The organism is Pseudomonas silesiensis, assembly GCF_001661075.1.
GTDB classification, from domain to species: domain Bacteria; phylum Pseudomonadota; class Gammaproteobacteria; order Pseudomonadales; family Pseudomonadaceae; genus Aquipseudomonas; species Aquipseudomonas silesiensis.
Genome location: NZ_CP014870.1, coordinates 6,102,850 through 6,121,114, shown reverse-complemented (window position 1 = coordinate 6,121,114; position 18,265 = coordinate 6,102,850). Strand labels below are relative to the sequence as shown.

Sequence of the window (18,265 nt, the reverse complement as noted above, 5' to 3'; positions counted from 1 at the left end):
TAAATAAAAAAAGCGAAGCCATTAATCTGGCTTCGCTTTTTTGTTGGCGCTGTTAACGGGTTAACGCGGTCACATTGGCTCGTGCCGAGTGCAGTTTCTTGTAGCTTTCGATCAGGCGCAGATGCCTGTCGAGCCCTTCGAGTTTCATGCTGGTCGGCGTCAAGCCATGGAAGCGCACGCTGCCGTCCACTGAGCCGATCGCTGCGTCCATCCGCTCGTTGCCAAACATCCGGCGGAAATTGGCCTCGTAGTCTTGCAGTTCCAGGTCTTCGTCCAGCTTCATCTCCAGCACCACGTTGATGGCCTGGTAGAACAAGCCGCGCTCAACCGTGTTGTCGTTGTACTGCAGGAACATTTCCACCGCTTCTTTCGCCTCCTCATATTGCTGCAAGGCGAGATAAATCAGCAGCTTCAACTCCAGGATCGTCAGCTGACCCCAGGCGGTATTGTCGTCGAATTCGATGCCGATCAAGCTGGTGATGTCGGTGTAGTCGTCCAGCTCGCTTTCCACCAGCCGCTCGACCAGCGCTCGCAGTTCGTCTTCGTCCAGGCGATGCAGGTTCAGGATGTCGGCGCGGAAGAACAGCGCTTTGTTGGTGTTGTCCCAGATCAGATCGTCTACCGGATAAATCTCCGAATAGTCCGGTACCAGGATGCGGCAGGCCTTGGCGCCGATATGCTCGTAGACCGCCATGTAAACTTGCTTGCCCATGCCTTCGAGAATGCCGAACAAGGTCGCGGCTTCCTCGGCATTCGAGTTTTCACCCTGGCCGGAGAAGTCCCACTCCACGAATTCGTAATCCGACTTCGAGCTGAAGAAGCGCCACGACACCACGCCGCTGGAGTCAATGAAGTGCTCGACGAAGTTGTTCGGCTCGGTCACCGCATGGCCTTCAAACGTCGGCTGGGGCAAGTCGTTGAGGCCTTCGAAACTGCGGCCCTGCAGCAATTCGGTCAGGCTGCGTTCCAGCGCCACTTCCAGGCTCGGGTGCGCACCGAACGAGGCGAACACACCGCCGGTACGCGGGTTCATCAGCGTGACGCACATCACCGGGAATTCACCGCCCAGGGACGCATCCTTCACCAGCACGGGGAACCCCTGTTCCTCCAGCGCCTGGATACCGGCCAGGATCCCGGGGTACTTCGCCAGCACGTTGGCCGGCACATCCGGCAGGGCAAATTCGCCTTCGATGATTTCGCGTTTTACCGCGCGCTCGAAGATCTCCGACAGGCACTGCACCTGGGCTTCGGCCAGCGTGTTACCGGCACTCATGCCGTTGCTCAGGAACAGGTTTTCCACCAGGTTGGACGGGAAGTACACCACCTCGCCGTCCGACTGGCGCACGTACGGCAGCGTGCAGATGCCGCGCTCTTCGTTGCCCGAGTTGGTGTCGATCAGATGGGAGCCACGCAGCTCGCCGTCGCGGTTGTAAATCTTCAGGCAGTACTCGTCGAGAATTTCCGCCGGCAGTGCATCTTTACGGCCAGGCTTGAACCAGCGCTCATCCGGGTAGTGCACAAACGCGGCGTTGGCGATGTCTTCGCCCCAGAATTGATCGTTGTAGAAAAAGTTGCAGTTGAGTCGCTCGATGAACTCGCCCAACGCCGACGCCAATGCGCCTTCCTTGGTCGAACCCTTGCCGTTGGTGAAGCACATCGGCGAGTGCGCATCGCGGATATGCAGCGACCACACATTGGGCACGATATTGCGCCAGGAGGCGATTTCAATCTTCATGCCCAGGTCCGCCAGGATGGCCGACATATTGGCAATGGTTTGCTCCAGCGGCAGATCCTTGCCGACAATATAAGTGCTCGCCTCTGAGTTGGCGGCAGGCATCAGCAATGCCTGGGCATCGGCGTCGAGGTTTTCGACCTCTTCGATCACAAACTCAGGCCCGGCTTGCACCACTTTTTTCACGGTGCAACGGTCGATGGAGCGCAGGATGCCTTGGCGGTCCTTGTCCGAGATGTCCGCGGGCAACTCGACCTGAATCTTGAAAATCTGGTTGTAGCGGTTTTCCGGATCAACAATGTTGTTCTGCGACAAGCGGATGTTTTCGGTGGGAATGCTGCGAGTGTCGCAGTACAACTTCACGAAATAGGCCGCACACAAAGCCGATGAAGCCAAAAAGTAGTCGAACGGACCCGGTGCCGAGCCATCTCCCTTGTAGCGGATAGGTTGATCGGCCACCACCGTGAAGTCATCGAACTTGGCTTCAAGTCGAAGGTTGTCGAGAAAGTTGACCTTGATTTCCATGGGGGATTACCAGAATAACGGCTAGACGATTTGGTCGCCATTATCCGGCTTTTCAGCGGTAAGTCTTGTAGTTGTCCGGTCCTGGGCCAGGTTTACTCCTGCTTCACCCTGCCAGCCGATGCACGGCACCGGCCTTTTCATGAACGATTGATTGTTCAGTCGAGGATCAGGTGTGGCAGAAAACGGCTCGAATCCTTGGTAATCAAGCTGTTGTCTTCACGCACACCAATCCCTGCGGCCTGATCGCCGATCACCCACGAGCCGATCAAGGTGTAGCTGTCGCCAAATTGCGGCAGTGGCGCAAATTCCTGAAGGATAAAAGGCGCGTCCGTGTAGGGCCCGTCCTCTTTGACGATCAGGCCGTCGACGGTTTGCAATTCGATGTTGGCGCCTTCCCGGGAGAAGAACGGCTTGCGCACCCAGCCCTTGGGCACCGCTTTGTTCGGGTCGGTGTCCAGATGCGCGGCGAGCAGGTTCGGGTGGCCTTTGTTGAACTCCCACAGCAGCGGCAGGATGCCTTTGTTGGAGAGGATGGATTTCCAGACCGGCTCGAAAAACTGCGTGTCGCTCTGGGCAATCGCTGCCCCAAAGGGCTCGTGAAAGATGAATTCCCAGGCGTGCAGCTTGAACAGGTGGGGGATCCAGCGATCTTCAAGATCGACGAAGCGTCCGTCACCGGTCAGGCCAATGTCTTCGATGTCGATGTGGCGGGATTCCATGCCGACTTTCTCTGCGATCAGGCGCAGGTAGTCGGTGGTGCCCCTGTCTTCGACCGAGTCTTTCATCGAGGCGAAATAGAAGGGTTGCTGGAGTTGTAGTTGGGCAAAGGCCTGATGCAGTTTGGTGTCGATGCTGTTGAACTGGTCGGCATGCCCGGGCAGCAAACCGCGTTCGATGCATTGCTCCAGCCAGCCCCACTGAAACGCCGCGGCCTCATACAGGCTGGTCGGCGTGTCGTAGTTGAGCTCCAGCAACTTGGCCGGGCCGGTGCCGTTGTAGGAGAAATCCATGCGCCCATACAGGTGCGGGTGGCCCTCGAGCCATGAAGTGCGAATCATGTCGAAGAAGGGCGCGGGAATGCTCAGGCGCTCCAGCAGCTCTTCGCTCTGCACCACGCGGGCCACCAGATCCATGCACATCTCATGGATCTCGGTGGTCGGGTCTTCGAGGTCGTTCTCGATCTGCTTGAGCGTGAACTGGTAATACGCGCTCTCGTCCCAATAAGGTTCGTTGTCGAAGGTATGGAACAGAAAGCCAAGGCTGTCGGCGGTCTGTTTCCAGTCATGACGCTCTGCACAGAGTATTTTCTTCATGGCGCGGTTTCCTTAACTGCTCGAGCCGCCGAAACTCTTGCCCGAGCCGCCCCAGCCACTGCGTGCACTGGCCTTGCTGCCGAAACCGCCACGGGAGGTGGACGAGGCAACCGAAACCGGTTTGCTGGCGGAACGAATGGAGTCGGCGTAGTTGCTGCTGCCGTATCGCGCCTGATTGGATTTGGTAAAGGTCGAGCCCTTGGCAATCCGCTGGCCGAGTGTCGAAGACGAATAGCTGCCGCGGTCATCGCGGTAGCGGTACACCGGTTGGGAGTTATAGCTGTTGCGGTTGTTGCTCAGCATGTTACCGATCAGCAGTCCGGTCAGCAGGCTGGTGCCGGAGAATCCCGAACCGCCACTGTTCGCTTCCGAGGTTGGCAATTGAGCCTTGGCAGCGTCCACTTGGGATTGCGTCACCTCGCCATCGGCGCTCAGTTCGAAGCCTCCGAGCTTGGGGATGAACTTGCCGGCGGAATCCTGCTGGCACCAGTTGGCGACAAAGTCGGCATCGCAATCGGCCTGGTTGTCGTACACCGGCGCAAGGCGGCGATGCTCAGCCATGGCGGCCATGTAGGCGTCAGAGCAGACGTCGACCGGAAGCTTTTCATCGGCACATTGCTGAACGGACTGAAAGTTGTACTTCTTCTGCACCGGGTAGGTTTTTTCAGCCACCCCGCAGCCTGATATCGCCATGGCGACCGACGCTGCCAGTGACAGCTGAACGTACTTGCTTCGTTTCATCGGGAGCTCCGTGCGCAATCAGTTCTGGGAAGGGGTCATGCAGGCGGCGTTCAACATGCCGACGCTGATGGCCACTGCAGCGACATAGATGCCCGCCGCGATTTCGCCTTTTTTGATGCGTTCAGAAGTGCCTTTGAGCACCAGACTGGTCATCAGGAATGCCAGCAGTTGCACGAACGCGGCGATCACTGCCCAAACGACGAAATCCAGAATGCTGATCGAGTAGGCGATCACATTGCTGGCCGGAATCGCGAAACCAATGATGGCGCCGCCCAGAGCGATCGCGGCCGCCACGTTGCCGGAGCGGATCAGTTGGAACTCTTTGTGCGGGGTGATTCGGGTGTAGACGAACTGGAACAGCGCAAACAGCACCGCGGCACCCAGGATGTACAACACAAACCCGAGCACGGCGGCTTTGTTCAGGGAGATAGAGAGTGCTTCTAGCATGGACTGCTTCCTTCTTAAATAATGCTCAGGTCGGTGGTGTACAGCGACATCCCCAGCGAAGTGCTCAGGCTGACGGTGCCCTCGGCGTCTTCTTCGACGGAAAACAGCAGGAACTCCCTGCGCTCGGTCAGGCCGGTTTCGCGGGCATACAGCATCGAACGGTGCTCGATGCTGTAGGACTCATCCGGATTGCGCAGCTGCTCGCTCAGCGCCACCAATTCCGTCTGACCGTTCTCGGTGCCCCATTCGCGGGTGTATTCCACGCCGTTGTGGGTGTAGGTCGGCAGCCCGATCAGGCTTTGAGGGCCAGCCAGCCGACGCAGCTCCGCTTCGCTGCCGAGGGTGACGTAACTGAGGTAATTGAACAGGATCACCGACTCGACCTGGCCGACGATGTCGCCGGTGGTGTGCACTTGCAGCCAGTAGTCTTCGTCGTTCATGTAATAGCGCGACAGCCAGGTCGACTGCCCGAGGTCGATGGTGCCTGTGCTCCAGATCTGCTGGGCGTCCGGGATGACCACCGTGGTTTTTTCGTCGAGCAGCAGTCTCAGGGTGCTGTCGAACATCACGCCCTTGCCCATTGCCAGGCCCAGCGGACCGGAGACCGGCAGGGTTTCGTTGGCAGTCCATTGCGCTTCTGTCTTCGCTTTCGGCGCTTCAAGCCCCATCAGCTGTTTAAACCATCCCATTGAAGATTTCCTTGAGGCCCTCTTCGCGAGCAAGCCCGCTCCCACAGGCTTTGCGCCAGTCATAAGGTCAGCGAAATTTACTCGGCCGATTTTTTCTTCAGGCGCTCAAGAATCGCATTGGCGCTGCCGGTGTCCGGGGTGATGCCGGCTTCGCGCAGTTTGCGTTCCAGATCGGTGCCGGTCGACGCATCCGCCAGTTGATCCTGGGCTTGCAACTCCGCGGCGCGTTGCTGCTGTTTTGCCTGCAGCCGGTTCAGTGTGCCGACGGCGGTTTCCAGCTTGCCGTTGGCACCGCCGCTGGCGATCGAAGCGCTGACCTGGGCGTTCTGTACGCTTTCGCGCGCCTTGGCCATGTCCACTTGCTGGCGCAGGCTTTTGATGCGGCTTTCGGCCTTGGTGATGTCTTTGCGCATGCTGTCCGCGTAACCGCCGAATTCGGTGGCCTGTTTTTGCTCGACCTCCAGTTCGCCGGTCAGCGTTGAAATGGCATCGGCCACTTCCAGTGCCAGGTCTTCGCGGTTGGCCTGGATCGCGGCCATGGCCTTGGATTCCAGGTCCTTGATCTTGGCGTTGTGCTCGCTGACGCGGTCGGTCGACAGTTTGTGCTTGGCCATGATGGTGACCAGCTGGCGCTTGGCGTTGGCCAGGGCGCTGTCGGCATCGCGAATTTCCTGGTCGAGGATGCGCAGGGCCTGTTGGTCGGCGATGGCCTCGCCGGCTTCGTTGGCACCGCCACGCAGCGCGGTGAACAATTTGCTCCAGATAGACTGAGTCATTGGGATTCCCGAAAATTAATTGAAGAAACGTTCAAAGGCTTCGCTGGCGCGCTGGACATTGTCGACGAGGGCTTTGACCTCGGTCACGACGTTGGTCAGGCTCGAGTCGGAGCTCAGCGCGCCGAACATGTTGTAAACGACCTGCCCGTTGGGCATGGTTTCGATACCGATCGAAGACAGCGGGAACATTTCCCGGCTGCGCAGCACGGCATCATTGAAGGCCGGTACGTCTTTGATCGACTCGACATCAACCAGAACGGTATCCACGATGATCTGATCGCCCACCACTGCGATGTAAATTGGCAAGCCACCGAAGTCGTTCATTTGCAGCTTGATGCTGGGTTCGGAGCTTTGAGCGAGGGAGAGGGTGATGTCATTCGAGACCACTTCGTCCAGGGCTTGAAGGGCGCTGTAAAGGCGATCGATGTTCCAGTTGTTACCTGCGCTCATGTAATTCTCCGATATGAATGAGCCAGCCCGAATGGGTTGGCGTAGCTGTTTCTCCATCTGCTTGAGCAGGCTTCGGTTTTCGGGAAGCACCTAAGTCTCGTGTTTCACATCACCGGCGGCACCCAAGCCCGCGCGTATCTGCTACATGTAATAACTCGACGGTTTTTTCGCGGAGGGTTTCGAGCGCTCTCCCTTGCGGCTTGCGGAATCGGTGACAGACCCGTCGGGCGGATCTGCTGGAGAGCTGCTTTCATGGTGCTGAGCTCGTTGTGAGCACTCACGCGCCGAACACTACAGGCAATATTTGCAGCCCTCAACAACTCACGAGTGAGATTTTATGACAGGCAGGCGGACGCATAAAAAAGGCCAGTAGCGTGGGAGCGCAACTGGCCTTTTGGTCTTGGGGGCGTTTTAGTCGCGGGTCGCCAGGAACTCGTCGGTAGACACCACGCTGGCATAAGCAAAGCCCAGGGCCGACATGAAGGCCGCATGCACGTGCGCAGCCGGAACGGTCAGACCGTTGAACTCCAGATCACGGGAGGCACAGGCGTCGTGAATGACCGTGACGGTGTAACCCATGTCGGCAGCCGCACGGGTAATGCCGTCGACGCACATGTGGCTCATGCTGCCGACCACCACCAGCGCCTTGATGCCTTGCTCGTCGAGGATCGATTTCAGTTCGGTTTCGCGAAACGAATTGACGAAGTGCTTGAGCACGACCGGCTCGTCGGCGCGGTTGAGGACTTTGGGGTGCAGCTTCGCGCCTTCGGAGCCTGGCGTGAAGAACGGCGCGTCGTTGGAGGTGAACTCGTGGCGGATGTGGACCACCGAATCACCGGCGTCACGGAAGGCTTTGATCAAACGTACAGCGTTGTCCGCCGCCGCATCGGCGCCTACCAGCGGCCACTTGCCTTGGGGGAAGTAGTCGTTCTGGATATCGACTACGATGAGTGCTTGCCTGGTCATGACTGTTTCCTTGAAGTGCAGGTTGGTGTGGAATGGAGCATCGGGTCTGGCAGGCCGCCCGAGGATTGGCCGCACCGACAATAGCAGGGGGAAAACTGACAATGGACGCAGAAAGGGCAATCGTCGAACTGGCTGTGCTGATCTATCCCGGCGCGCAGTTGGCGGCGGTGCATGGGCTGACGGACTTGTTCGCCGTGGCGAACCGGATTGCCGCCGAGCACCAGAGTGCGCAGTTGCCGCAATTGCGGATCAGCCATTGGCAGGTCGATGGCGAACAGGTGCCCGAGCGGGTCTACGACAGTCATCCCGTCCTGGACAGCCCTTTGGTTGCCGTGTTGATACCCCCGTCGATCGCCGGTTTTTCCGAAGGCCAGGCGCCGCAAGCGTTGATCCGCTGGCTTCGTCAGCAACATGCCAATGGCGCGATCCTGGGCGGCATCTGCGTGGGCTCGATTCTGTTGGCCGAAAGTGGCTTGCTCGACGGTCGTAGCGCCACCACGCACTGGACCTCGGCCCAGACGTTCGCCGAGCGTTATCCGGCGATCAGGCTCAAGGCCGACACGCCCATCGTCGATGACGGCGACTTGATCACGACGGCCGGCTTGATGGCCTGGTCCGAGCTGGGGCTGCGTCTTGTGGACCGTCTGCTCGGGCCGAGCATCGCCACCAGCACCGCACGCTTCCTGGTGGTGGAACACAGCGATAGCGCCAGCGAATGCGGCAGCAATTTTTCACCAATACTCAGCCATGGCGATGCGTCTATTCTCAAGGTTCAGCATTGGCTGCAAGGCACGGGCGCGACCGATGTGTCGCTGACGGCGATGGCCGAGCGGGCAGGGCTGGAAGAGCGTACCTTCCTGCGCCGATTCCGCGCGGCGACGGGCTTGAAACCCACCGAGTACTGCCAGCATCTGCGGGTGGGCAAGGCTCGGGAAATGCTTGAGTTCACCAACGGTACAATCGATCACATCGCCTGGACGGTCGGGTATCAGGATCCCGGGGCGTTTCGGGCGATATTCAAGAAGGTTACCGGGTTGGCCCCGAGTGATTATCGGGCGCGGTTTGGGGTGTCTCCGACTGCGGCTTCGGCGCGATAGGCGAAATCACGGCCAATCAAAAGTGTGTGCGGGCTTGCTCGCGAATGCGTTGTGTCAGTCATCATTAATGCTGAATGTTCGACTGCTTTCGCGAGCAAGCCCGCTCCCACAATTCGATCTGTGCAAGGCTAATGTCGTGCAAAATACCAGAGCTGAAGTGAGAGTCGTGCAGAATCAAACGGGCCAAATGCCATCAAGCTTTCCACAACTGATTGATTTGAAAACGGTTTCGCCCAAGCCACCCTTGGCCTGATCTCTGCACCTCCTGAAACCACATTCATCACGTGCCAATTGAAGGGGGATGCATGACCCCAGCAAACCGCAAAAAAATGGTGGTCGCCCATTCGGTGCGCCCCGACGCTCCACTGCACGAAGTCGAAACCAATCGCACGCTGGCCCGTTGGCTGGCGCACATCCTCGGGCTCAAATTCGGTGGCAGTTACGACCCTGAATTACACTGCGGCCATGACCTTTATCTATTACCGACCCAGACCCTGGTAGGCGCCGCGGCCGCCCTGGAGTTGGGTGTGAAAGGGCCGGATGATTTGTGGGGCGGTTACGTCGACCATGACTTCATCTGCACCAAAGCGATCAGCCATGGGTTGCGCAATAAAAACGCTCACGCCCCGCAAGGCTGGTCGCCGCTGTTTTCCGAGCGCGTGCGTAATGTGGTGCTTGATGGCCTCAGTGTGTTTTCGCTGGACGATGCGCGTCCCGCGGCAGAACACCTGCTCTACACCGGCCCCATTCGCCTCAAGCCCATCCATGCCTGCGCCGGACGCGGTCAGGAAGTGATCAAAAGCCTCGACCAGTTTGATGCGGTTCTTGCCAGGCCCGATGCAAAGGCGCTGTTCACCGAAGGCGTGGTGCTGGAACAGGATCTGGACGATGTCATTACCCACAGCGTCGGCCAGAGCTTTATCGGCGACAGAGTATTGAGTTACTGCGGCGATCAATACTTGACCACGGACGGTCAAGGCGAGCAGGTTTATGGAGGCTCCAATCTGCTCGTGGTACAGGGTTATTATGACGACTTGCTTGAGTTGACACTGCCTGACGATGTGCGACTGGCGATCCAGCAAGCGCAGGTTTTCGACAGCGCCGCGGATGAATCTTATCCCGGTTTCTACGCCTCGCGGCGCAACTACGACATCGCCCAGGGACTGGACAGTAACGGCAAGCGGCGCAGCGGCGTGCTGGAACAATCCTGGCGCATGGGCGGTGCCAGCAGCGCCGAGGTGGCCGCTTTGCAGAGCTTCATCAACGATCCGGGGATGCGTGCAATTCGCGTGTCTTCGGTGGAAAGGTACATCGATCAGCCCCTGCCCGCGGACGCCATCGAGGTCTATCGCGGGCCGGCGCAGAACAGTGACTTTCTACTCAAGTACGTAACGGTTAAATCCTATGACGGCTAGAAGCGAAACCATTCAGATCGACATCGACGATGAACAGATGACCGGGACCTTCCTCAGCCCCAAGTCAAAAGTCCCGGGCGTATTGTTCGTGCACGGTTGGGGCGGCAGCCAGGAGCGGGATCTGGAACGGGCAAAGGGCATCGCCGGCCTTGGGTGTGTGTGCCTGACGTTCGACTTGCGCGGCCACACCGGGGGCACCGGGATTCCACTGACGCGGGTGACGCGTGAAGACAACCTGCGCGACCTGCTGGCGGCCTATGACCGGTTGCTCGCCCATCCGGCGCTCGATACCTCGGCGATTGCCGTGGTCGGCACCAGCTATGGCGGTTACCTGGCGACGATCCTGACCTCGTTGCGCCCCGTTCGCTGGTTGGCGCTGCGGGTGCCCGCACTGTATCGCGACGACCAATGGAACACCCCCAAGCGAGACCTGGACAAGCTCGACTTGCGTGACTATCGCAGCACGCTGGTTCGCGCCGACAGCAATCGTGCGCTGCATGCCTGTTCGCAATTTACCGGGGATGTGCTGCTGGTCGAGTCCGAAACCGATGACTATGTGCCGCACGCCACCATCATGAGCTACCGGGCGGCGTGTCAGCAGACGCATTCCCTGACACACCGGATTATCGACGGATCGGATCACGCCTTGAGCGACCCGGTTTCGCAGCAGGCGTATACCTCGATCCTGGTGGACTGGATTACAGAGATGGTAGTGGGGGAGCGGTTGAGCATTATTCAATCGACTTGAGATCGGCGGTGGGTTCTTCGCGGACAAGCCTCGCTCCTACAAAGACCCAAATCCGTAGGAGCGAGGCTTGCCCGCGAAGGTGCCATGACAGACCCTGGCGATCACTTGGGTTTCTTCGCAATCCGCAACGACTTGGCCTTGGCCTCGACAACCAGATACATCACCACCGTAATCAACAGCGGCAAGATGAAATAGATCGCCCGATACGCCAGCAGCCCCGCCACCAGACTCCCCCGTGAAGCCTCATGTTGCAGCAGCGCCACGAATACCGCTTCCAACACCCCGAGCCCGGCAGGAATATGCGTGATCACTCCAGCGATCGCGCTGATCAACAGCACCCCAAGCACCAGCGGATAATCCAGTTTGCTCGGCAACAGAGTGAAGATCACGGCAGCCATCAGCGACCAGTTCAGCGCGCCAAGAGCCAGTTGCAGGATCGCCATGCGCAGGGACGGCAGATTGATTTCCACCCCGCGGATCGACCATTCCCGGCGCCGGGAAAACTGACAGGCCACCAGGTATCCCGCGCTCACCAATAGCAACAACACGCCCACACCTTGCAACGCGCCAGTGCTCAGCTTCCAGCCTGGCGGCATCCGCACCAGCCCGCTGGTGAACACTGCACCGGCAATGACCATGTAGCCGAACCAGTTGGTCGCCAGGCTCAGGCCGAGGATCTTCGCGATGTTGCCTTTGCTCACCCCGAGACGCGAGTACAGGCGATAACGCATGGCAACGCCACCGACCCAGGCGCTCAGGTTGAGGTTGAAGGCGTAGCTGATGATCCCCACCGGCAGGATTTGCTTCCATGTCAGGTCCTGGCGAATGTAGGTACGGCCGATCAGGTCGAAGCAGGCGTAGACCAGAAAACTGACCAACGTCACCCCGGACGCGATGATCAGCGTGCGAACCTTGAAATCAGCGAGGTTGCTGAACACTTCATCCCATTCGATGCGCTGGGCGAGCATCGTGAACAGTACGATCAGCGCCAGGAAAAACAGCATCGTCAACGGTTTTTTCCAGCGGCTCCAGCGCGACTTGTGCGGGTGGTCGGCGTGGGTGGCCGGTTGTGTTTCAGAGTGGCTCATCAGGTGTCACTCCGGGCGGTGTGGGAAAAAGGTTTCAAGCGCGGCTTGTGCGCCGGCAGCCAACCGGCCCAGGCCGGGAAGTGGCGCAGGAAGTGAAACACCAGGAAGCCGACGGTCATGTGCCAGACCCGTCCGCGGGGTGATTTGTCCACGGACATGGCCTTGCAGTGATTGTCACTCAGGTCCTCGAGGCGTTCGGACAGTATCCGGTTGAAGGCGCGATCGCGGATCAACACGTTGGCTTCCAGGTTCATGGACAGGCTCAACGGGTCCAGGTTGCTCGAACCCACCGTGCTCCAGTCCTCATCCACCAGCGCGACTTTGCCGTGCAGCGGGCGTTCGCAGTATTCATAAATCTGCACGCCGGATTTGAGCAGGTAGTCATAGGTCATGCGCGCCGCGAGTTTCGCCACCATCATGTCGGGCTGGCCTTGGAGGATCAGGCGCACATCGACGCCACGCCGGGCCGCGTTGCGGATTTCGCGCAGCAGGCGATACCCCGGAAAGAAGTAGGCGTTGGCGATCACCACCCGCCGTTGGGCGCTGCGCAGCACCTGGCGGTATACCTCCTCGATATCGGTCGTGTGTTCGCCATTGTCGCGATAGACAAGTCGCACCTGGCCGTCGTGATCGGTGAAGGCCAGTTCCTGGCGCCGTTGCCGCCGACGTTGCCACCAGTATTTGGCCCGGGCCGGCCGGCCGCTTTGCAGCAGTGCGAAGTGATGGATGTCGGCCACTGCCGGGCCTTGTACTTCCACCGAATAATCCTGTTTGGCCTCGGGACCGAAGTCGGCCAGGTGGTCGGCGGAAAAATTGATCCCGCCAATGAACGCGATCGTGCCATCTACGACCACTATCTTGCGGTGCAGGCGACGGAACCAGTTGGTGCGAATGCCGAAGTGCTTGGGAGCGGGATCGAATATCTGGATACGCACGCCGGCCTCGCTCAGCGCCGCGAGAAAGGCGGTGCTCAGTTCACCGCAGCCAAAACCGTCGAGACTGGCGGTGACCCGCACGCCGCGTTTGGCGGCATCTATCAGCACCTGTTGCAGTTCATTGCCCACCTTGTCCTCGAACACGATGAAGGTTTCCAGCAGGATCTCACTCTTGGCCTGGCGCATGACCTCGAACACTCGAGGGAAATACGCTTCGCCGTTTTCCAGCAGCGCCACCAGATTGTTGCCCTGCCAGCCGTACTCGACGTCGACCGCGCCGGGTGCATGGACAGGCGGGGTCGTGGATAAGTGATCCACACTGGTCTTTTCCATCGACGGGCTACTCATAGCTCGATCTCCACCGACAACGGTGCGTGATCGGAAAGGTGGGACCAGGGGCGCGACGCCAACACTTGCGGACGGCTGGCCTTGAGGTTGCGCACGTAGATGCGGTCCAGGCGCAATGCAGGCAGGCGTGCGGGGAAACTGCGCGCCGGTTTGCCGTGCAGTTCGGCGAACACTTCTCGCAGACCACAGGGTCTTAGCAGCGCATCAGCACGCTGGCGCCAGTCGTTAAAGTCGCCGGCGACAATAACCGGGGCCTCGGCCGGCAGCTCTGCAAGACGACTGGCCAATAGCTTGAGCTGTTCATTGCGGTGGCTTTCGCGCAGGCCCAGGTGGACGCAAATGGCGTGCACTTCCTGACCGTCGCCAGGCAGGCGCAGCACGCAATGCAGGATGCCCCGGTTTTCATGACCGCTGATGGACACGTCGAGATTGTCATGGCGAATGATCTGGAACTTCGACAGCAGCGCATTGCCGTGATCGCCCGCCGGGTAGACCGCATTGCGCCCATAGGCGAACTGCGGCCACAGGGTGTCGGCGAGGAATTCATACTGCGGCATCTGCGGCCAGTTGCTGTATCGCGCCGGATGATGTTCGTGGGTGCCGTGAACCTCCTGCAAGAACACGACGTCGGCCGACACGCTACGCACCGCTTCGCGCAATTCGGGCAGGATGAAGCGGCGGTTCAAGGCGGTGAAGCCCTTGTGGGTGTTGACGGTCAGTACGGTGAACCGACTGACCGGCTCAATGGTTTGTGCCTGATCATCCGCTACGCTGAGCTGCTCGGAACTGTTCATGGCAGCACTCCTTCGGCAGCAGGCTCGCCGGGGGCAGTGGTGAGGGTTTTATCGAGATGGAAGCGCTGCAGAAGGCTGCGCAGGCGCTTGATGTGGGGGATGAAACGTGGCGCTTTGACACTGAACACGAAGCCCGTCGGCGTTTCGGCGTACCACTGGGGGTAACGTTCGGGCCGTTGCAGGGCGTAAAACGATCCATTGATTTCGATACTGTTGACGGCCCTCGACGCGAATTGCAATTCGCGCTTCCGGGCCAGCCCCTTCGGGTAGAAATCCCCCCGCCAGGGCGTGTACCGCCAACCTGAAATGCCAATGTGAATCGCCGCCATATCGCCTCCCGTCTAATGGTCTTCGGACTGCCCACGTCTTCTGATGACTGCGGGACGAGCGATAAAGTTTCGACGGAAGTACAGACGGTACAGACGCTGAAGAACACCAAAGCTCTATTGTGGGAGCGAGCTTGCTCGCGATAGCGGTCCATCAGTCACATCCCTGTTGAATGTGCCACCATCATCGCGAGCAAGCTCGCTCCCACAGGGTCTGTCAGTGGCCAGCGATGACTCGGGCCGAGCCTTCAGCCGGTTCGGCATGCACCGGGCCCAACCTATCAAGACGACCACTCCACGCAGTCAGCGCCAGCGCCACCAACACCACCAGCCCGCCAATCCACGCGGTATGGATCAACCCCATGTGGGCGACGATCAATCCACCGCCCCAGGCGCCACCGGCAATGCCGAGGTTGAAGGCTGCGATGTTCAGGCCGGAGGCCACATCCACCGCATTCGGGGTGTGATGTTCGGCCTGACGCACCACATAAACCTGCAGGCCCGGTACATTGCCGAAGGCGACTGCTCCCCAGACCAGCACGGTCGCCAGGGCCAGCCATGGGTTGGTAGCGGTAAAGGTCAACACGAACAGCACCGCGGCGAGCAGGGCGAAAATGATTTTCAGGGCGCTGATCGGGCCACGTTTGTCCGCCAGCTTGCCGCCCCAGATATTACCGACCGCCACCGAGATCCCGTAAACCAGCAACACCAGGCTGACCGTGCCGGCGCTGAAGCCTGAAATGTCCTGGAGAATCGGTGCCAGGAAAGTAAACGCAATGAATGAGCCGCCGTAGCCGACCGCGGTCATGGCATACACCAGCAGCAAGCGGGGCTGCTTGAGCACCTGCAGTTGTTCCAGCAGCGAGGCCGGTTTGCTGTGGGTGATGTTCTTCGGCACATAGAGCAGGCTGCCGATAAAGGCGATCACACCCAGCGCGGACACGGCGAGGAAGGTTTCACGCCAGCCGAAATGCTGGCCGATGAAGGTTCCCAACGGCACGCCAGTGACCAGCGCCACGGTCAGGCCGGTGAACATGATGGCGATCGCGCTGGCAGCTTTTTCCTTCGGCACCAGGCTGGTGGCGATGGTCGAACCGATCGAGAAAAACACCCCATGGGCCAGGCCGGTGACGATCCGTGCAATGATCAGCGATTCGTAGCTGGGTGCTTGCCACGCCAGCAGGTTGCCGAGGGTGAACAGCACCATCAGCGACAACAACAGCAATTTGCGCGGGACTTTACCGGTGAGGGCGGTCAATACCGGGGCTCCCACGGCAACGCCCAAGGCGTAAAGACTGACCAGCAGCCCGGCAGAGGGCAGGCTGACACCGAGGTCGGCGCCTATAGTGGGTAACAAGCCTACGATGACGAACTCGGTCGTCCCGATGGCGAAGGCGCTGAGGGTCAGCGCGAGCAAGGCAATGGGCATGGCTGCAACTCCGGTGGATTTGATTGATGGAGCGCAGTGTCGGGGTTTCGGTTGTGCGGAAAAATAGAGGGATGGGCATTTGATATTTGATCTGAGCGCAAAGATAGCTCCGGCGGGATCATCCGGTCCCTTGTAGGAGCTGGCTTGTCGGATCGCCGCACCGCAGCGAAGGCGGTCTCAACAACACCACACCACTCAAGGGCCCCTTCGCCAGCAAGCCGGCTCCTACAAGGCGGTGTGTGAACTTGACCATCTTTTATCAATCAGTTCCTAACAGACCCTTTTCAAGGAGCTCCGCGTTTTGCTCAAATTCAAGGCCGCGATACTACTGGGGGCGTTGCTGTTCTTAGGCAGCAACGAGCTGGAAGCCGCCCCACTGCCGGGTGTTCCTGACGCCACTGAGGAAGCCGCAAAGCCCGAGCCACTGGTGCAGGGCGGTCTGCTCGGGGCGATCAGCTCCAGCATCGACGACGTTCAGGACACGCTCGACCTCAACGAAAACCTGGTCGACGCCTGGCGCCTGCGGGCCGATCGGGCGGTGGATGAAGTGGACAAACTGGTCAATCGGCCCTCAAGTCGTTCAGGCTGGAGCGTGGCGGGTGATTTTCTGATGTTGTCCGGTGTCTGGCTCGGCGTCTTCGCCTTGCTCACCGTACTCGGTGGCATTCTCGCCAAACGCCTGAACCAGGGGCGCTGGCTGCGGACCCGCCAGCGCAGCCAGGATTTGCTCACTTATCTGCTGCCTTACACCTTGCCTGCCGTAATCTGCCTGCCCTTGACGCTCTATGTCAGCCACTTCCTGCCAGCCTCGGTGGGTCGCGCCCTGGCGTTGTGTTTCGCCTATGCCACCAGCAGCGGCATTTTCTCCACCTCGATGCTGCTTTGCGTGATTGTCATGTTCAACACCGGGCACAAGCGCACGGCGGTGCAGCTCATTCGTGATTACTGCCCCCGCCCACTGTTCCTGATCGGCTTCCTCGCCGCGCTCAGCGACGCCTTGACCAGCCCGCAAATCGCCCGGCAACTGGGCGGCAACATCACCAGCAGCATTGCGGTGTTTACCGGCCTGTTCGCCTCGATCATCTTCGGTTTGCTGGTGATCCACCTGCGACGTCCGGTGGCGCATCTGATCCGCAACCGACCGCTGGCTCAACGTATCAAACAGCCTTCGCTACAGGAATCGCTGCGTATTTTTTCCGCGCTCTGGTACTGGCCGATCCTGCTGATGGTCATGGTCTCGGCGATCAACCTGATCGGCGTCGGCGAGGACAACCAAAAGGCACTGCGCTGTGCGCTGTTCACCACCATTTTGCTGATTGCTTCGGTATTTCTCAGCACGATTTTCCAGCACATGTTCAAGTCGAGCCAGGCCGAAGCGCTCAAGCGCAGCAGCGCCTACAAGGAACGTTTTCTCAGCCTGCTGCATGCTTTGTCGCGGATCGTCATGGCCCTGGCTTTCATTGAAATCCTCGGTCGGATCTGGGGGGTGTCGCTGTTCGAATTTGCCGAACGCAATTCTGTGGGCCGGGCGATCAGCGATTCATTGAGCAGTATCGGTCTGATCTTTCTGGTCACCTGGCTGCTCTGGGTGGTGCTCGATACGGCGATCCAGGAAGCGTTGAAACCGCCGGTCAACAAACGCGCGGCGCAGCCCAGTACCCGCGTCAAAACCATCCTGCCGCTGCTGCGCAACGCGATCAAAATCATCCTGGTGGTGATCTGTGCGATCACCACCATGGCCAACCTGGGCATCAACGTCGCGCCACTGCTGGCCGGTGCCGGGGTGGTCGGCCTGGCCATCGGTTTCGGCTCGCAGCAACTGGTGCAGGATGTCATCACCGGGCTGTTCATCATCATTGAAGACACCTTGTCGATCGGCGACTGGGTGGTGCTCGATTCCGGCCACGCCGGTACGGTCGAAGGGTTGACCATCCGCACCTTGCGCCTGCGTGACGGCAAGGGGTTCGTGCATTCGGTGCCGTTCGGTCAGATCAAGGCGGTGACCAACCAATCGCGGCAATTTGCCTATGCGTTTTTCTCGGTGCAGTTCACCTACGACACTGACGTCGACAAGGCCATCGAACTGATCCGCGAGGCGGGTGATTCGATCCGTGAAGATGCGTTCCTCAAGTACAACCTGCAAGGACCGCTGGATGTGTTTGGAGTCGACAAGATGGACCTCAACGGCGTGGTGCTGACGGCGCAGTTCCGCACCGTGTCGGGTGGGCAATATGCAGTGAGCCGGGCGTTCAACCAGCGCTTGAAGAAGCTGGTGGATAACAGCCCTTGGGTGCATTTTGCGCAGACTTATCCACAGCAGGTGTTGATGCCTGGGCGGCAGGTGCATGAGCCGGAGGATGAGGGGGCGATGGTGGAGCATTCGTCGGTGTTGTTGCCGGATCAGCCGCGGACTCAATGATTTGTGGTGGAGCTGAGGGTCTCATCG

Annotated in this window: 16 protein-coding genes and 1 pseudogene; 4 read left to right on the top strand and 13 right to left on the bottom strand. The window is 59.6% G+C overall.

The genetic code is table 11. The features are described from left to right. Nucleotides 1–52: 52 nt before the first annotated feature. From PMA3_RS27110 to PMA3_RS27075, 8 genes are all read right to left on the bottom strand, one after another. On the bottom strand, nucleotides 53–2,257 hold the full coding sequence (locus tag PMA3_RS27110) for an OsmC domain/YcaO domain-containing protein (RefSeq protein ID WP_064680051.1): 2,205 nt from the start codon (nucleotides 2,255–2,257) through the stop codon (nucleotides 53–55). 155 nt (nucleotides 2,258–2,412) lie between these two features. Continuing rightward, complete coding sequence (locus PMA3_RS27105; protein WP_064680050.1) at nucleotides 2,413–3,570, bottom strand: glutathionylspermidine synthase family protein; 1,158 nt, start codon at nucleotides 3,568–3,570, stop codon at nucleotides 2,413–2,415. Nucleotides 3,571–3,582: 12 nt separating this feature from the next. After that, nucleotides 3,583–4,311, bottom strand: a complete 729-nt coding sequence (locus tag PMA3_RS27100; protein ID WP_064680049.1) for a DUF1190 domain-containing protein — start codon at nucleotides 4,309–4,311, stop codon at nucleotides 3,583–3,585. Between the two features lie 18 nt (nucleotides 4,312–4,329). Beyond that, nucleotides 4,330–4,758: a DUF350 domain-containing protein gene (locus tag PMA3_RS27095; RefSeq protein WP_064680048.1), complete on the bottom strand. Its 429-nt coding sequence runs from the start codon at nucleotides 4,756–4,758 to the stop codon at nucleotides 4,330–4,332. A gap of 14 nt (nucleotides 4,759–4,772) precedes the next feature. Next, nucleotides 4,773–5,447 carry a DUF2491 family protein gene (locus PMA3_RS27090; RefSeq protein WP_064680047.1) on the bottom strand — a complete coding sequence of 225 codons (675 nt, stop codon included), beginning with the start codon at nucleotides 5,445–5,447 and terminating at the stop codon, nucleotides 4,773–4,775. 77 nt (nucleotides 5,448–5,524) lie between these two features. After that, complete coding sequence (locus tag PMA3_RS27085) at nucleotides 5,525–6,223, bottom strand: PspA/IM30 family protein (protein WP_064680046.1); 699 nt, start codon at nucleotides 6,221–6,223, stop codon at nucleotides 5,525–5,527. A gap of 15 nt (nucleotides 6,224–6,238) precedes the next feature. Next, the gene (locus tag PMA3_RS27080; protein WP_237140675.1) at nucleotides 6,239–6,763 is read right to left on the bottom strand and encodes a YjfI family protein; all 525 of its coding nucleotides are present in this window, start codon (nucleotides 6,761–6,763) and stop codon (nucleotides 6,239–6,241) included. Between the two features lie 321 nt (nucleotides 6,764–7,084). After that, entirely contained in the window at nucleotides 7,085–7,639 is a 555-nt protein-coding gene (locus PMA3_RS27075) for a cysteine hydrolase family protein (RefSeq protein ID WP_064680045.1), read from the bottom strand. A gap of 101 nt (nucleotides 7,640–7,740) precedes the next feature. On the opposite strand from PMA3_RS27075, the gene PMA3_RS27070 reads away from it, so the two are divergent. From PMA3_RS27070 to PMA3_RS27060, 3 genes are all read left to right on the top strand, one after another. Beyond that, nucleotides 7,741–8,736: a GlxA family transcriptional regulator gene (locus PMA3_RS27070; protein ID WP_064680044.1), complete on the top strand. Its 996-nt coding sequence runs from the start codon at nucleotides 7,741–7,743 to the stop codon at nucleotides 8,734–8,736. A 305-nt stretch (nucleotides 8,737–9,041) separates the two neighbouring features. Continuing rightward, nucleotides 9,042–10,151, top strand: coding sequence for a DUF3182 family protein (locus PMA3_RS27065; protein ID WP_064680043.1), 1,110 nt, complete (start codon nucleotides 9,042–9,044; stop codon nucleotides 10,149–10,151). Beyond that, complete coding sequence (locus tag PMA3_RS27060) at nucleotides 10,141–10,899, top strand: alpha/beta hydrolase family protein (protein WP_064680042.1); 759 nt, start codon at nucleotides 10,141–10,143, stop codon at nucleotides 10,897–10,899. The genes PMA3_RS27065 and PMA3_RS27060 overlap by 11 nt, the downstream gene beginning before the upstream one ends. 101 nt (nucleotides 10,900–11,000) lie before the next feature. Here PMA3_RS27060 and PMA3_RS27055 read toward each other — a convergent pair whose 3' ends face one another. The 5 genes and pseudogenes from PMA3_RS27055 to PMA3_RS27035 form a co-directional block, all read right to left on the bottom strand. After that, nucleotides 11,001–11,987, bottom strand: coding sequence for a lysylphosphatidylglycerol synthase domain-containing protein (locus tag PMA3_RS27055; protein ID WP_064680041.1), 987 nt, complete (start codon nucleotides 11,985–11,987; stop codon nucleotides 11,001–11,003). Beyond that, complete coding sequence (clsB, locus tag PMA3_RS27050; RefSeq protein ID WP_064680040.1) at nucleotides 11,987–13,270, bottom strand: cardiolipin synthase ClsB; 1,284 nt, start codon at nucleotides 13,268–13,270, stop codon at nucleotides 11,987–11,989. Before clsB ends, PMA3_RS27055 begins: the two co-directional genes overlap by 1 nt. After that, entirely contained in the window at nucleotides 13,267–14,064 is a 798-nt protein-coding gene (locus PMA3_RS27045; RefSeq protein WP_064680039.1) for an endonuclease/exonuclease/phosphatase family protein, read from the bottom strand. The genes clsB and PMA3_RS27045 overlap by 4 nt, the downstream gene beginning before the upstream one ends. Before the next feature lie 71 nt (nucleotides 14,065–14,135). Further along, nucleotides 14,136–14,393: pseudogene (locus tag PMA3_RS27040) on the bottom strand (DUF72 domain-containing protein); the annotation flags it as partial. Between the two features lie 214 nt (nucleotides 14,394–14,607). After that, the gene (locus tag PMA3_RS27035; protein WP_064680037.1) at nucleotides 14,608–15,819 is read right to left on the bottom strand and encodes an MFS transporter; all 1,212 of its coding nucleotides are present in this window, start codon (nucleotides 15,817–15,819) and stop codon (nucleotides 14,608–14,610) included. Nucleotides 15,820–16,120: 301 nt separating this feature from the next. Between PMA3_RS27035 and PMA3_RS27030 the strand changes: the two genes are divergently transcribed. Further along, nucleotides 16,121–18,238 carry a mechanosensitive ion channel family protein gene (locus tag PMA3_RS27030; protein WP_064680036.1) on the top strand — a complete coding sequence of 706 codons (2,118 nt, stop codon included), beginning with the start codon at nucleotides 16,121–16,123 and terminating at the stop codon, nucleotides 18,236–18,238. Nucleotides 18,239–18,265: the final 27 nt, after the last annotated feature.